At 45.3% G+C, this 14,833-nt stretch carries 11 protein-coding genes and 1 riboswitch; of the genes, 3 read left to right on the forward strand and 8 right to left on the reverse strand.

The genetic code is table 11. The features are described 5' to 3' along the window. Window positions 1-111: 111 nt before the first annotated feature. The 4 genes from D7V92_RS04720 to D7V92_RS04735 form a co-directional block, all read right to left on the reverse strand. Entirely contained in the window at window positions 112-2,562 is a 2,451-nt protein-coding gene (locus tag D7V92_RS04720) for a DUF4906 domain-containing protein (RefSeq protein ID WP_233572797.1), read from the reverse strand. A gap of 801 nt (window positions 2,563-3,363) precedes the next feature. Beyond that, entirely contained in the window at window positions 3,364-4,377 is a 1,014-nt protein-coding gene (locus D7V92_RS04725) for an ABC transporter ATP-binding protein (protein ID WP_008779842.1), read from the reverse strand. Between the two features lies 1 nt (window position 4,378). After that, window positions 4,379-5,416 (reverse strand): iron ABC transporter permease, encoded by a 1,038-nt coding sequence (locus D7V92_RS04730; protein ID WP_121772396.1) that lies wholly within the window; start codon window positions 5,414-5,416, stop codon window positions 4,379-4,381. A 9-nt stretch (window positions 5,417-5,425) separates the two neighbouring features. After that, the gene (locus tag D7V92_RS04735; RefSeq protein WP_008772223.1) at window positions 5,426-6,589 is read right to left on the reverse strand and encodes an ABC transporter substrate-binding protein; all 1,164 of its coding nucleotides are present in this window, start codon (window positions 6,587-6,589) and stop codon (window positions 5,426-5,428) included. A gap of 62 nt (window positions 6,590-6,651) precedes the next feature. After that, window positions 6,652-6,851: riboswitch (cobalamin riboswitch) on the reverse strand. A 66-nt stretch (window positions 6,852-6,917) separates the two neighbouring features. Here D7V92_RS04735 and D7V92_RS04740 point away from each other — a divergent pair. Further along, window positions 6,918-7,622, forward strand: a complete 705-nt coding sequence (locus D7V92_RS04740; protein ID WP_044546061.1) for a precorrin-2 C(20)-methyltransferase — start codon at window positions 6,918-6,920, stop codon at window positions 7,620-7,622. A gap of 48 nt (window positions 7,623-7,670) precedes the next feature. Here the strand turns inward: D7V92_RS04740 and D7V92_RS22415 are convergent, their stop codons facing one another. Together D7V92_RS22415 and D7V92_RS04745 are read right to left on the reverse strand one after the other, a co-directional pair. Further along, entirely contained in the window at window positions 7,671-7,811 is a 141-nt protein-coding gene (locus D7V92_RS22415; RefSeq protein ID WP_233572798.1) for a hypothetical protein, read from the reverse strand. Next, complete coding sequence (locus D7V92_RS04745) at window positions 7,787-8,182, reverse strand: hypothetical protein (protein ID WP_233572799.1); 396 nt, start codon at window positions 8,180-8,182, stop codon at window positions 7,787-7,789. Before D7V92_RS04745 ends, D7V92_RS22415 begins: the two co-directional genes overlap by 25 nt. Window positions 8,183-8,575: 393 nt before the next feature. Between D7V92_RS04745 and D7V92_RS04750 the strand changes: the two genes are divergently transcribed. Next, a complete protein-coding gene (locus D7V92_RS04750; RefSeq protein WP_121772397.1) occupies window positions 8,576-10,243 on the forward strand; it encodes a formate--tetrahydrofolate ligase in 1,668 nt (555 codons plus the stop codon). A gap of 98 nt (window positions 10,244-10,341) precedes the next feature. Here the strand turns inward: D7V92_RS04750 and proS are convergent, their stop codons facing one another. After that, on the reverse strand, window positions 10,342-11,823 hold the full coding sequence (gene proS / locus D7V92_RS04755) for a proline--tRNA ligase (protein WP_121772398.1): 1,482 nt from the start codon (window positions 11,821-11,823) through the stop codon (window positions 10,342-10,344). Between the two features lie 108 nt (window positions 11,824-11,931). On the opposite strand from proS, the gene D7V92_RS04760 reads away from it, so the two are divergent. Beyond that, complete coding sequence (locus D7V92_RS04760; RefSeq protein WP_005862575.1) at window positions 11,932-13,035, forward strand: Gfo/Idh/MocA family protein; 1,104 nt, start codon at window positions 11,932-11,934, stop codon at window positions 13,033-13,035. A 4-nt stretch (window positions 13,036-13,039) separates the two neighbouring features. Here the strand turns inward: D7V92_RS04760 and D7V92_RS04765 are convergent, their stop codons facing one another. After that, a complete protein-coding gene (locus D7V92_RS04765; protein WP_005862577.1) occupies window positions 13,040-14,779 on the reverse strand; it encodes a thiamine pyrophosphate-dependent enzyme in 1,740 nt (579 codons plus the stop codon). Window positions 14,780-14,833 lie beyond the last annotated feature (54 nt).

Consider the following 14,833-nt stretch of genomic DNA (forward strand, 5'->3'; position numbering starts at 1 on the left):
ATATGACAACAGCGATTATCACTTTTCCTTATTAATCTCATCATGTCAAAGAACGTTTCCCCAAGCGTTTACGGCAAGGCACAAGGGGGGGAGCCTTTATGGTTCGTCGTATCAATTCGCCCGTTCCTGGATGCAACGAAGAGGTATGGCCTCACGTAAATGTCCGGAAGTGGGCAAGGTTCCATATTTAGCAGTCAGATTATAATCTCTTCTGAAATGTTTAGCGCCAGCTTTGCTTGCAACGTCGTTTCGGCACCAAAGCAACGTGTTCTCACCAATCCCAAGATACTGATCGCTCAAATACCAATAACCGGTATATCGGATATAGGTCGTCCTCCTCTGCTCTTTATCAAAATAGACAACGATACCCCCATCTGTCTTTTCGCCATTGTTTTGCATATTCATCAAATACAGGCTAGGACCTGTAGCGCTATGGTTGACATCATTGAATAAGGGATAATAGTTCTCCACTTTTGTCACCCGCCAGCCGGCCGGACATGGGTCGTGAACGGTCTTCACCGAACTACCACCCCAAGCTTGTTTTACATCATTTAGATTCGTGATCCAGGAAAGATTATCAGCGTTATTGCCACTTGGCTTATAAATAGATGACGGGTCTTTATAGGCTTCCCTAAAAGTCGTGGCAGAAGGTACTATCTTACGTGAATAATAAGTAACACCATCCGGCCTATATAAATTCAATATATTTTTCACGGGTTTAGTCAAATCTATACGCTCTATTTTGGACACGTACTTTGTAGTATAACTACTGGGGAAAGGGTCCTTTCTACCCCATTGATAATGGAAACCATGTGCCTTCGACCTATCCTCCTCTTCTGCGGGTATCGTGGTATATCCGGCTAAAGCGCCCAGATTACGATCCATGATAGGATATTGATTCGGATGATTCCCATACGTATATTTTTGCTTACGTTTTGTCTCCGGCTCGTCTACCGAGGCATCCCCGGTAGCGTCCGGATGATAATCTGTCACCCATACGTGCCAACTCCAGAGAATATCGCCTTTGTCGTTTCTCGCCGCTATCAAGCCGCTACCTCCGGTCGTGTTAGGGGCGACACGGCAATAGATCCGTCCTTGCCCCTGGCCAGACAAGGGGTTCTTCGTTATATCCTGACCGTCGTCTCTCTTTATGTCCACAATATTCGTATGATCCTCTTCGGTATTTACGATACCCATTACCGGATCTCCCAAATCTCCGCTTTCCAAGGTCTGCCATAAAAGTTCCACGGAAGTGATACCCCCCTCCGTGTCAGCCCACCCTTTCAGTGTGGAATTCTCTTGATCCGCCGTCCCATCGACCGTATATTTATAGGGATCGAAACAAAAGGCGCCTCCCGGAACAATCATGAAACAGTTGGCCGTGGGAACCAAGTTATTGTTATTCTCGGAAGCCCCGATCGGATTCACGATGGTAATGCGTTTGTCATCCACCGGAAGCTCCGAGTGTGACATCTTAATCCCGTAAACATAGTTCGTATTGTCGTACAGATTGAAATCATGACTTGAACTTCCTCCCAAATAGACACGGTAACTCAATTTTTTCTTGATATTCACAGGATCTTGTGATACCAGCGTAACGTAAACACTACCTTTCGGAGCGTTCGCTTTCGTGCGATAATAGAGGGACGTGGCATTCGGGCTTTCGCCTCGTAGCACACTGGGGATCCAGCAAGTATAGCTGCCCGACTCCTCTACATCGGGAACCTGCAAGGTAGAGTATTGATCCAGTAAAGAGGGATATGTCGCCTTGTCCTCCGGATGACGCAATAATCGGTAATTGGCAGGTATGGATTGAAGCATAACTTGTTTCAAGACATATCCCGTGTTTTTCGAGACGTTTTCCCATGTGATCGTCAGCCGGGAAGCCAAACGGCGTAATAAGACGCGGATATCCTGTCCCTCCGGGTTCTGTATCCTATACGTCTCGCCCTCCTTCACTATACAGACATGAGGGAGAAGCAAGAGATAGGGCATCACTTTTATTTGATCCTTTGTCGTTATCGAGTTTATTACCGAAGAATCCAGCATCATGTCCTGAATATCCGACAGCCTCTTGCCCTTAAGGGACTCAATCGTGTTTTTCGAGCCATTATATCCACGGGCGACGATCAGCAATTGGCATTCGGTCTCGGGGGTTGACAGTGTCGCAGGATCTACCAAAGGCACGGTGAAGGATTCCCCTATGGATTTATTACCCAGGTTTTGCGTGCTGTTATTGATGCAATTTCCCGCCCGGTCGTATTGCCAGATCTCCAAACCATATAACTTATCGGGTTTGGCCGTAGCCAAGGGATCTTCAGGAACCGTTATAGCCTTCGTGCCCATGTTTTGACCGGAGAACAGACGCACATCAAAGCCAAAGCCTTCATTAGCCTCCGTGTGGATAGATCTCGTACTCAATGCCGCCGCATCTTCCCAGTCTGCCAATCCCACGCATAGCGATACCTCCACCGTCTTGCCCTCACCCGTAGACGGGCAGGGTGAATCGAGACGATCCTCACAACTTGACATTCCTAACACCCATACTATTGACATCATCATCAATACTGCTTTTTGTAATTTTACACCTATTTCCTCCATAACTGCACGTGCTTTTTCACTACTACATTTCACATTTTTTTGCTTGAATCACGTTGTCTCTTTCTTACGCAGAAAGAGACAACAGGAGGATAAACGCTCCTATCCGCTGTTTTTCAATCCCTTGGAAATGTTAATAGGACAAGGCACGTCACGCTTGACGGCTCGCTATTGTTTGTCTTTTTTAATTTTGATAAAAGATTTAAGCACTCTCCTTGCCTTTATCAGCAATTTGAGCTACTTTTACACCCGAAAACGGATATTTACCCGTCATTCTGAAAGTTGTCTCTTTCTGCGTAAGAAAGAGACATTTTTTTTCTCCCTACTTCTTTATTCTCAATCACTTCTATTTTTCGATTCATTTTACATTATCGTTTTTTTTACCGTTTGTCTCTTTACATCTCACTACTCATTTAACATTTAGGACTTACTGTCCGGAAAGGCACGCACGAGCTAGCACGATTCCCGACGGAAGAACCGTGTAAAGATCCATACATGCAAACTTCATATTGTTACATGACGTTGAATTAAATGTCTAATTGTTTCGATTTTGTCTATATTCATTAGGTGTAACCCCAACCATTTTCTTGAACCAACACCTGTACGTAGAAGTGACAGGAATGGTGGAATTAAAGTTGTACGTATCTTTCAAGCAATTACAGGAAAGCCGACGAAGCTAGCTTACTTTAAAACAATGGATTTGAATGGAAAAAATTCATAACTATGAATGAAGAAAAACATAGTTATGAATTGAAAATTTCATAGTTATGATTTTTCAGTATCAAAATAGGCAAGTAATTCTTCTATCGTTTGGGTGATATAGGTACCGCCGGAAGTCTCATGGATGATAAAGTGGGTGGTCTTTAAATCGCCAGTCTCAATCCAGATATTCGATTCCACTTCCCGATTCGCCAAAATTCCGTTTCGCTGGAGCGCTTTACGCACCATAGCGTATTTCTGGCCATGTCCAACGAGGCGGATCTGTCGGGAGAATTGATTATCTATACGGAATAATCCGGTATCCTTATCGAAAACAATCCCTTTCCGGGCGAAGAAATTGCTTAAATGACCACTCAATGCCAAATCCTCGGGGGTACCGGTAGAGATACCATTCGCTTTGTCCATTAACCAGATCTTATCCGATATCTGGAGAGCCAGTTCCAAATCGTGAGTGGACATAAATATCGTCTTATTCGTTTTCCGGGTTAGATGATGGAGTAATTGCATAATCTCTACCTTGCTAGGAAAATCAAGGAATGCGGTAGGTTCATCCAAGTAAATAACCGGAGTCTCCTGAGCGAGCGCCTTAGCGATCATCACTTTCTGGCGTTCTCCATCCGATAAGGTATGGACCATGCGGGATGCTAGTTCCTCAATGCGGACAAGGGCGATGGATTCTTCCACGATCCGCTTATCATCCTTGCTCAACTTGCCCCAGAAGCCGGTATACGGGCTACGTCCCATCCCGACCAATTCCCGTACCAACATATTCCGGATCTCACATTTATCGGTCAGCACGACACCGATCGTGGTGCTCAATTCCTTATCGGAATAAGCATCTATATCTTTTCCTAGGACCAATATTTCCCCATCTAATTTAGGTTGGAAAGCCGATAACGTGCGCAATAAAGTAGACTTCCCCACCCCGTTAGCACCCAGCAAACAGGTTAATTCACCACTATAGATCGTAGAGTGTATACCTTTAGCTACCAGCTTTGTACTACTCTTAGAATGGTAACCGATCGAAAGTCCGTTAATATGAATCGTATCTTGTTTCATCTTACTCGTTCAATTCATTCTTTCGTTTTCTAAATAATACCGAGGCCACTACAGGAGCACCTACTAAAGCGGTTACCGAGTTGACAGGTAACGCTCCCTCGAACCCCGGCATACGGGCGATCAAATTACAGATCAACGCCAACGCCGCACCGGCGAATAAGACCGCAGGCATTAAAATCCGATGGTCGGAAGTTTGAAATATGGCCCGGCATAAATGCGGAACGGCTAGCCCCAAGAAGATAATAGGTCCGCAATAAGCCGTGACAATCGCCGTAAGGACCCCGGCCGAGGTGATAACCAACAAACGGGCCCGCTTGATATTAAGTCCCAAATTGCGTGCGTAGCTATCCCCAAGAAGCATCAAGTTCATGGTCTTGATAAGCAGGAACGAGAGAGGGATCAAGACTGTCATAAGAATCACGAACAACGTCATCTGATTACCGGAAACACGGGCGAAACTACCCAATCCCCAAATCACGTATGCACGGATATCCTCCTCGACGCTAAAGAATTTAAGTACACCGATCACGGCGTTTGCCACGTAACCGATCATCACACCGATAATCAACAACGTGACATTTCCTTTTACCTTTTGGGAAACATACACGATCAGCGCCATCACGGATAAGGAACCGATCACGGCCGCTATCGATAAGGCGATCTCCCCCATAAAACCAAGTTTACTCAAGGCAACGCCCCCTAAACTACCGCTTAACAACACCACGAAAGCGACACCCATGCTCGCTCCCGAACTGATACCTAAGACCGAAGGTCCGGCCAATGGATTACGGAAAACGGTTTGCATCTGTAAGCCGCTGATGGATAAGCCTGCTCCCGCTACCAACGCTGTCAATGCCTGTGGTAGTCGGGATTTCCAGATAATATTCTGCCATGTAATAGGCTCATTTCCTGAATTCCAGATAATATGCCAAACCGATTGAAGAGGAATAGAGACTGACCCCAACACCAAATTCAAAAAGATTAGAACAAAAATAGCCGTGACAATCGCCAGCATCCATAGGGTATTTGAATGTTTCATCAGCGTTCCTTATTTAAGTCGAGAATAATAGACCGGCTCATGATCCGGTAATAAATCCGGATGAAAGATATGAAGCAAATCCGCTAGGACGATCTCCGGTTCTGTCGGCATACTCTCATAAAACGGCGTGTTCTTCATATTACAATAGATAATCCCTTTCTCCCGGAACGCACGGAAATCCGCATAACGAGGATCTTGCTCTTTCAATGCCTCATAGCTAAACGTTCCCGGGAAACTATTCACGATACGCCAGAAATCAGCATCGTCCGCTTGGTTATAGACCGTCTCGAAGTCTAATGTAACACCACCGGATCGCTCATCGTCTTTCAAGAAATAATCAGCGCCGGCATCCTTGAAAAGCTGTGCCAAGAAACTCTTTCCTCCTACGGCATACCAGTTTCCACCCCGTAACTCGCCACTAAAAACGATCGGACATTTTTTAACCTTGCCATCCGCCGTAAGTTCCTTTAATTCATTATACCTCTTCTCAATGGCGGCAAAACGCTCATTGCCCTCTTTCTCTACCCCTAACAACAAGCCTATGAACTTGATCCATTCAGCTTGTCCCAATGGCGTAGTCTCCTTATAACCCAAATGGGGAATCAAGGGGATACCCACGTCTTTCAGCGTCTCATAGCCTCCCCGCTTGAATGGCGATACAAGGATCAAATCAGGATTCATACTCATGATAACCTCGTTATCGAAATTTCCCTCTATACCGATCTTTGCGGTTTTACCTTCTTTCAGGCGTTCGTTCATCTCTTTATTGAACAAATGCCGTGTACTGGTAATCCCAACGACCTTATCCAAGGCACCCAATTTAATAAAATTCGATAATTGCAGGGAAGTCATACAGATAACACTTCGGATAGGAAGCTCTATCATCGTATAATCAACGGGAATCCCCGTGGGTTTCGAACCTCTTTTTACGAACGCATAATGAAACGTGGTGCTTTCCTCGTTTTGAGGATCTTGAATATCAGCCAAGACATATTGATCCGCATAGGTAAGCTTGAATCCTTGGGCGTATAAAGGCTTAACCTGCTCTTGCGAGAATGCGGATTGCTCTACGGAAGCCGTCTTCCCTATTTCTCCTTTTTCACGGATACCTGAAGTACATGATAAAGTCAATACCGATAAAAGCAAGCATCCACCCGCTATAAACTTATTCATAATCCTTGTTTAATTGACAGTTGATCATTGACAGTTACTCTCGTCCTGCTCCACGGGACAGCAACATTTATTTATGAACCGGCAGGTCTTCTGACTTACTTCCATTCTGGACGCCTTCCCGATTACGAAACCAGTGGCCAAGGTATTGTCCGAATGTTTAGAAGTTCACAGCAGCGTGGTCTGTCCGGGATTCTCACCCGGTTCCCTTTTAATCCGCCTCCCGGAAAAAGAGATAAGCGGAGCCTATTACAGCGACAAAAGTAGTAAGAATATTTGTATACATCCGCAATTTTAAGGACTTTTGCGTTTCAAATAAAAACAGATACACATGAATCATCCTATTCACTTCGTCTCATTAGGTCCCGGTGATCCGGAATTAATTACGCTGAAAGGGCTTAAAACATTACAAAAGGCTGATATTATCTATTGTCCTGCTACACAAGGCAAGCATGGAATCATATCTCGGGCGACGGATATATTGAAAGCTATTGAGGTAGACGAATCCTTGATCCATCCGTTTATTTTGCCAATGAGTAAGGAACGGACAGATGCGTTAAACGCTTATAACGAATTGTTTCTGGATGCCCAAGCTGAATATTTGAAAGGAAAACAAATCGTGATCGTCGCCGAGGGAGACGCTGGTTTTTATTCATCTATACAATATGTATACGATAAATTCGAGGAAGCAGGAATCCCGGTCGATCGAATCGCAGGAATTCCGGCATTTATAGCGGCAGGTGCCTTGGCCGGGATACATATCGTAAAACAAGAGGAGCAAATTAACGTAATCCCCGGGACTGCGTCGTTCGATGAACTTTCGGCAAAAATAGAAAATGGAATGATCATCGTCATCATGAAATTACCGGGTTGCCAAGAGGCTATTCATACTTGTATCCGGCAGTATGCGGATAAGGCGGTTTTTCATTATTTCGAGAATGTTGGAACAGGAAAAGAATATTATACTACTGATATCACCACTATACATTCCAAGGATTTCCCCTATTTCTCCCTACTGATTATCCAACCTCGCTAAAAGAAGAAGGCTGCCCGGAGAGTAACCAAACCCGGACAGCCCATCTTATTACGCTACATGCAATATATGCTTAAGCTGATCGATATGGAAACGAAGTGTATCCATATAAGGTTTCACTGAATTATGATACATGATCGCTTTTGCGTGCATATCTTCCAACTCGCTTACTTTACGGTTCGCCTCACGCATTTTACAAGCGTTGTAGCGAATACCCGATACATGTCCTTGATATCCTCGATCGCTTGGTTTCCCCGGTTGAAGATAGACTCTGCTTCTTCCGGAGCGTATACCGTATAGGCTTGGGCAACGTCATCCAGTAATGCCTGTTGATAAGAGCCGGCTATCGGGAGCAATTGATGGATCGCATGATGACATAAAGAATGAACCTCGTTTTGAAGCTTCTTCAATTCTACTTCCCACTTTGATTCACATACTTCATCCAATTGTTTGACTTCCGCTACGACACGGCCGCTAAACAATTCCACTACCATCTTTTCCCATGCTTCTGCTACCCACGATTTAGTAGCAAATGTAACCTGACTAAATCTTACTGTTGACATAACCTTAAATTTACATATTATATTGCTAATGTTATTAATCTCTTATCTATTTCAATTTATCACACTCAAACCATTTTAGCTTTCTTTTTATCGTTGTGACACCATAAAATTAATCAAATTATCATAGATGGATAATTTTAAAGACTATTTTATAATTCTTTAAGAGTGCGACAAGCAAAACGTATGATTTTTGCAAAGTTCACTTTACAAAAAGTTCAATTTCAAGCCTAACAGCTATCACAAAAAGCAAGATCATCGCCATCTTCGCACAAAAATATCAAAATAACACAATCTTATTATTCCATAAAGGGGGAAAACCTTGTTCCGTATCATTTTGTTATTATAATAAATTAGATTTACTTTGTTCAAACTATATAAACTTACATAAAGCACATGAAATCGGACATTGAGATAGCAAGAGAAACAGACTTGCGTAAAATTAAGGAAGTTGCGACAACGTTAGGTATCCCTCGTGAGGAAGTACAAAATTATGGCAGGTATATTGCCAAGGTTCCTATCCATTTGATCGATAAAAAGCAAATGGACCAGCATAATTTAATTTTAGTGACCGCTATCACTCCCACTAAAGCGGGAATCGGAAAGACTACGGTTTCGATCGGTCTGGCTTTAGGGCTGAATAAAATAGGGAAGAAAGCGGTGGTCGCTTTACGTGAGCCGTCTCTTGGCCCGTGTTTCGGCATGAAAGGTGGTGCTGCCGGAGGTGGATATGCCCAAGTGCTTCCCATGGAAAACATCAACTTGCATTTTACAGGGGATTTTCATGCGGTTACTTCCGCCCACAATATGATTACCGCTTTATTGGATAACTATATTTATCAGACTCGCAACACTTGCGAGGGATTGAAGGAGATCAAATGGAAACGGGTTCTTGACGTAAACGACCGTAGCTTACGTAACATCGTATCGGGTCTAGGCGGCTCGGTGAACGGTGTCCCTACCGAGACCGGATTTGACATCACTCCCGCTTCAGAGATCATGGCGATCCTTTGCTTGGCTACGGATATAGAGGATTTGAAACGACGTGTCGGAAATATTTTATTGGGTTATACAAACGAAGATAAGCCTTTCACGGTAAATGATCTTGGCATAGCCGGAGCTATTACCGTATTGCTAAAAGACGCATTACTGCCGAACCTAGTACAAACAACGGAGAATACTCCCGCATTTGTACATGGAGGTCCTTTCGCTAATATCGCCCATGGATGTAATTCCATATTGGCCACCCAAATGGCTCTTACTTATGGAGATTATGTGATTACGGAGGCTGGTTTCGGCGCTGATCTGGGCGCGGAGAAATTCTTTAATATCAAATGTAGAAAAGCGGGGCTTTCACCGAAACTGACAGTCATCGTAGCGACTGCCCAGAGCTTAAAACTTCATGGTGGCGTTCCTGAAAAAGAAATCAAGGAACCGAATATCGAAGGATTAAAGAACGGATTCGCTAACTTAGATAAACACATTGAGAATATGAAGAGCTTCGGACAGCAAGTAATCGTGACTTTCAACCGTTTCGCTACCGATACGGACGAGGAGATCGCTTTAGTGGCTGAGCATTGCAAGGAAAAAGGGGTTGGATTCGCCATGAATAACGTTTTCTCCGAAGGAGGTGAAGGGGGTACGGAGCTTGCCCGCTTAGTGGTTGATACGATCGAAAATCATCCTTCCGCTCCTTTACAATATACATATGATCTGAATGATCCGATCCGTACGAAGGTACAAAAAGTGGCCCAGAAGATATACGGAGCCTCTTCGATTGTTTATACGACTTTGGCCGATAAAAAATTGCGTCAGATCGAAAGCTTGGGTATTTCCCATTATCCGATCTGTATCGCCAAGACTCAATATTCATTCTCTTCCGATCCGAAAGCTTATGGGGTCGCCAAGGATTTCGAACTAAAAGTACGAGATGTAATCATCAATAACGGAGCCGAGATGATCGTTGTCGTCATGGGCGAGATCATGCGTATGCCGGGGCTCCCTAAAGAGCCGCAAGCCCGAAAGATCGATATCGTGGATGGCATGATTGAGGGATTGAGTTAATAGACAGTAAAACAATTTAAATAAAAAAAGGTACGCCTCACACATTCAGTAAGGCGTACCTTTTTTATAACCACTCTCGCCCCGAAACCGGGGGGCGATCAATAAGCTCTGGCGAACAGTACCCGGCAAGCCGACGGTTTACCTGTCACCATGCACTTACCCGGAGTCTTATCACCAGCTAAAGGAATACAGCGGATCGTAGCTTTCGTCTCGTTCTTGATCAATTCTTCTGTTTCCGGGGTTCCATCCCAGTGGGCCATGATGAAGACGCCATCCTCGATCTTCTCCTTAAATTCCTCATACGTATCTACGTTTATGATGTTAGCCTCACGGTGATCGTACGCTTTCTTGAAGATATTCGCTTGGATTTCCTCCAACAGATTCTTCACGTATTCCTCAATGCCATCACAAGTCATCGTCTCCTTCTCCAAAGTATCACGGCGCATTACTTCGATCGTATTATTCTCCAAATCACGACCACCCATAGCCAAACGCACGGGAACACCTTTTAACTCGTACTCAGCGAACTTCCAGCCCGGCTTCTTGTTATCAGCGTCATCATATTTCACGGAAATGCCTAACGCTTTCAAATTAGCCACGATACCAGCGACCTTCTCGCTGATCTGCGTCAATTGCTCAGCGCTACGGTAGATCGGTACGATCACAACCTGTATCGGAGCCAAATGTGGAGGCAATACCAAACCGTTATCATCAGAGTGAGACATAATCAACGCTCCGATCAAACGTGTGGAAACACCCCAAGAAGTAGCCCAAGCATAGTCGCTCTTACCGTTCTTGTCGATGAAAGTAACGTCGAAAGCCTTACCGAAGTTCTGCCCCAAGAAATGGGAAGTTCCCGCCTGCAAAGCTTTTCCATCCTGCATCATCGCCTCGATCGTATAGGTATCCAAAGCACCGGCAAAACGCTCGCTCTCAGACTTCACGCCCTTTATTACCGGCATTGCCATATAATTCTCTGCGAAGTTCGCATAAACGTCTTGCATCTTCTTAGCTTCTATCTCCGCTTCTTCACGAGTAGCGTGAGCGGTATGGCCTTCCTGCCACAAGAACTCAGCCGTACGAAGGAACAAGCGAGTACGCATCTCCCAGCGCATCACGTTCGCCCATTGGTTGCACAAGATAGGCAGGTCACGGTAAGACTGAATCCAGTTACGGTATGTATTCCATATAATGGTCTCCGAAGTCGGGCGAATGATCAATTCCTCTTCCAGTTTAGCTGCCGGATCTACGACAACCCCCGTACCGTCATGATTTGTCTTCAAACGATAGTGAGTAACCACGGCGCACTCCTTGGCGAACCCTTCTACGTGCTCAGCTTCTTTGCTTAAGAAAGACTTCGGGATCAGCAAGGGGAAATAAGCGTTCACATGACCGGTTTCCTTGAACATATCGTCTAAGATACGTTGCATCTTCTCCCAGATAGCGTATCCGTAAGGCTTGATCACCATACAACCACGCACGGCGGAATTCTCCGCCAAATCTGCCTTAATTACCAAATCTTGGTACCACTGCGAATAGTTTACACTTCTCGGTGTAAGTTCTTTCAGCTCTTTTGCCATTTCTTTATATTTCTAAATTATACTGTTTTCCTTAATCTGAATAAGTAATGGGTTGCAAAGGTAAGAAATAATCGTATATCTTTGTAAAAACTATATATAGATAATATCATGAATATACACAAGATCACACGTTACTTACTTATGTTATGTACATTTACGTTCTTAACTCTCACGGCGAAAGGGCAAGATGGAGAGCCTTTGCGACTGGCCGTGGCAGGGGTATCCCACGGACATCTATGGGAGGTGATAAGCCGTTTGGATAGAGGCGATTTCAAGATTGTAGGAGTCGCCGAGAAAGATGATTACTTACGGGAACATAACGGTCTGCGGGATAAGCTAGATCCAAACCTGTTCTATGCGGACCTTGGCGAGATGCTGGACAAGACCCATCCGGAGGCGGTCATCGTATACGAGCCGATCTACGACCATCTTCGTGTGGTAGAGGCTTGCGCGCCGAGAGGCATACATGTTATGGTAGAAAAGCCATTGGCCGTCAATAACGAACATGCTACCCGAATGGCATCGCTCGCCCGTGAGAAAAATATCTTGTTACTTACCAACTACGAGACTACGTGGTATAATACCAACCATGAGGCATTCCGCCTTATCGACAGCGGTGCTATCGGGAAGATCGATCGTATCAACGTATACGACGGGCATCAAGGTCCCTTCGAGATCAACTGCGGAAAAGAGTTCACGGACTGGTTAACCGACCCCGTGCTGAATGGCGGCGGGGCGGTTATCGATTTTGGATGTTACGGAGCCAACTTAGCCACCCGTCTCATGAAAGATGAAAAGCCTCTTAGCGTATACGCCGTACTACGGCAGAATAAACCGAATCTTTATCCCAAGGTAGACGATGACGCGACTATTATCGTGGAATATCCTTCCGCGACCGTCCAGATCATGGGATCATGGTGTTGGCCGATGGGTAGAAAAGATATGCATATCTATGGCGACAAAGGATATATTTACCAAGATACACCTAAGGAAATGCGAATTTATACCAACGGAAAGGAGCGCCAAGAAATAGCACCTTCCTTGAACGCTCCTTATAATGATTCCTTTTATTTCTTGAAAGCCGCCGTCCGTAAAGAGATTGACGTACCTCCCACGGACCTTTCCTCGTTGGAGAATAACCTAATGGTAGTACGGATATTGGACGCTGCCATTCAAAGCGCAAAATCTAAAGCGGTTATCCAGCTCTTTTGAGAGTTTAAAACACCTCTTTCCAATGTTTTAGATTCGTATCGATGGTATCCAAGACCTCCTTGCTTCGCCCCTCCATCATTAACTTATACATGGTCTGGGCAAAACCAAGCATTTGGGAGAACTCAATCTTGGGAGGCATCGCTAATGCGTTCGGATCGGTCATGATGTTAACCAAGGCCGGTCCGTCAGCGTTAAACACTTTCTGCAAGGTGGGGAATACATCGTCGGGGTTGATCACGTTGTAGCCCGCCATTCCCATTGAAAGGGCGACCCGGGCGAAATCCGGGTTCAGCATCGTGGTCTGCCAATCCGGCAGTCCGGCCACCTCCATCTCAAGTTTTACCATTCCTAGGGAACGGTTATTAAACACGATTAATTTAATCGGCAAATGGTATTGCACGATCGTAGCAAGGTCGCCCAACAACATTGAGATACCTCCATCACCACACAACGCCACGACTTGCCTGCCGGGATAAGCCAATGCCGCCCCTATCGCTTGCGGCATGGCGTTCGCCATCGAGCCATGATTGAATGATCCCAACATCTTCCGCATACCCGTAGCTTGCAAATAGCGGGCACCCCATACACAAGTCATACCCGTATCCACGGTAAATATGGCGTCGTCCGAGCTAAGCTCGTCTACGACCGAGATCACGTACTCTGGCTGTATCTTCTCTTCTTTCCCCCGGACAGTGGCGGCAGAACGGAGATTTTCCCGAACTTTCTCATATTTAGCCAACTGTTCCCGCAAGAAACTATCATCTTCTTTCTGGTGAATCAACGGAATCAACTCATCCAAAGTATCCTTCACATCGCCACAAAGCCCCATTTGTATCTTGGCACGACGCCCCAGACGATTCGGATTGATATCCACCTGTACGATCGTGTTGCTCTCTGGCATGAATGCCTCGTATGGAAAATCGGTTCCCAACAACACCAACACCTCTGCCTCGTGCATACTATAATAGCCGGAAGGCATGCCCAATAGACCGGTCATCCCCACCTCGTTCGGATTATCGTATTGGATCTCCATCTTACCCTTGAAAGAATAGGCTACCGGAGCATTCAGTAATTTAGCCAACTGCACCAATTCCGAATGGGCATCTTTCGCCCCTATTCCACAATAAAGTGTCACTTTCTTCGCATTATTCAACAAATCCGCTAATTCCCGGATTTCCTGTTCGGCGGGACAAACCCGTTGTCGCGTAGGAAAAGAAAAGGTAGAGGACAAACCCGCTGTAGCATTCTCTGCCGCCAAGTCACCGGGAAGTCCGATCACCCCGACCCCACGTGATGAGATCGCCGCTTGCATAGCGCCTTGAAGCATCCGGGGAAATTGTTCCGGTGTAGTGGCTACCTGATTATAATAGCTACAATCATCGAACAATTTGATCGTATTTGTCTCTTGGAAATATTCTGTACCAAACTCCCGGGAAGGGATCGTGGAAGCGATCGCCAAGACCGGGGCTCCGGATCGTTGGGCATCATACAGCCCATTAATTAAATGTACATGCCCGGGGCCACTACTACCTGCACAACAAGCCAACTCGCCTGTCAATTGAGCCTCCGCCGCAGCGGCATAAGCTCCCGTCTCCTCATGACGGACATGAATCCACCGCAATCTGCCGTTTTTCCGAACAGCCTCGTTTACCTCATTCAGGCTATCGCCTGTCACGGCGTATATACGTCGTACGCCTGCTTTTTCCAGCGTATCCACTAACTGGTCCGCAACTTTCTTCGCCATAGTTTAAACTCTTCTTTTTATTTTATTAAGAAAACTATCAAGGGCTGGAGAAAG

Source organism: Parabacteroides sp. CH2-D42-20 (genome assembly GCF_003670185.1).
GTDB lineage: Bacteria > Bacteroidota > Bacteroidia > Bacteroidales > Tannerellaceae > Parabacteroides > Parabacteroides distasonis.

Bases quoted from the DNA above. Each gene is read 5' to 3' on its own strand.
- D7V92_RS04720 (WP_233572797.1), bottom strand. From the start codon at position 2,562: ATGATGATGTCAATAGTATGGGTGTTAGGAATGTCAAGTTGTGAGGAT.
- D7V92_RS04725 (WP_008779842.1), bottom strand. From the start codon at position 4,377: ATGAAACAAGATACGATTCATATTAACGGACTTTCGATCGGTTACCAT.
- D7V92_RS04730 (WP_121772396.1), bottom strand. From the start codon at position 5,416: ATGAAACATTCAAATACCCTATGGATGCTGGCGATTGTCACGGCTATT.
- D7V92_RS04735 (WP_008772223.1), bottom strand. From the start codon at position 6,589: ATGAATAAGTTTATAGCGGGTGGATGCTTGCTTTTATCGGTATTGACT.
- D7V92_RS04740 (WP_044546061.1), top strand. From the start codon at position 6,918: ATGAATCATCCTATTCACTTCGTCTCATTAGGTCCCGGTGATCCGGAA.
- D7V92_RS22415 (WP_233572798.1), bottom strand. From the start codon at position 7,811: ATGCGTGAGGCGAACCGTAAAGTAAGCGAGTTGGAAGATATGCACGCA.
- D7V92_RS04745 (WP_233572799.1), bottom strand. From the start codon at position 8,182: ATGTCAACAGTAAGATTTAGTCAGGTTACATTTGCTACTAAATCGTGG.
- D7V92_RS04750 (WP_121772397.1), top strand. From the start codon at position 8,576: ATGAAATCGGACATTGAGATAGCAAGAGAAACAGACTTGCGTAAAATT.
- proS (WP_121772398.1), bottom strand. From the start codon at position 11,823: ATGGCAAAAGAGCTGAAAGAACTTACACCGAGAAGTGTAAACTATTCG.
- D7V92_RS04760 (WP_005862575.1), top strand. From the start codon at position 11,932: ATGAATATACACAAGATCACACGTTACTTACTTATGTTATGTACATTT.
- D7V92_RS04765 (WP_005862577.1), bottom strand. From the start codon at position 14,779: ATGGCGAAGAAAGTTGCGGACCAGTTAGTGGATACGCTGGAAAAAGCA.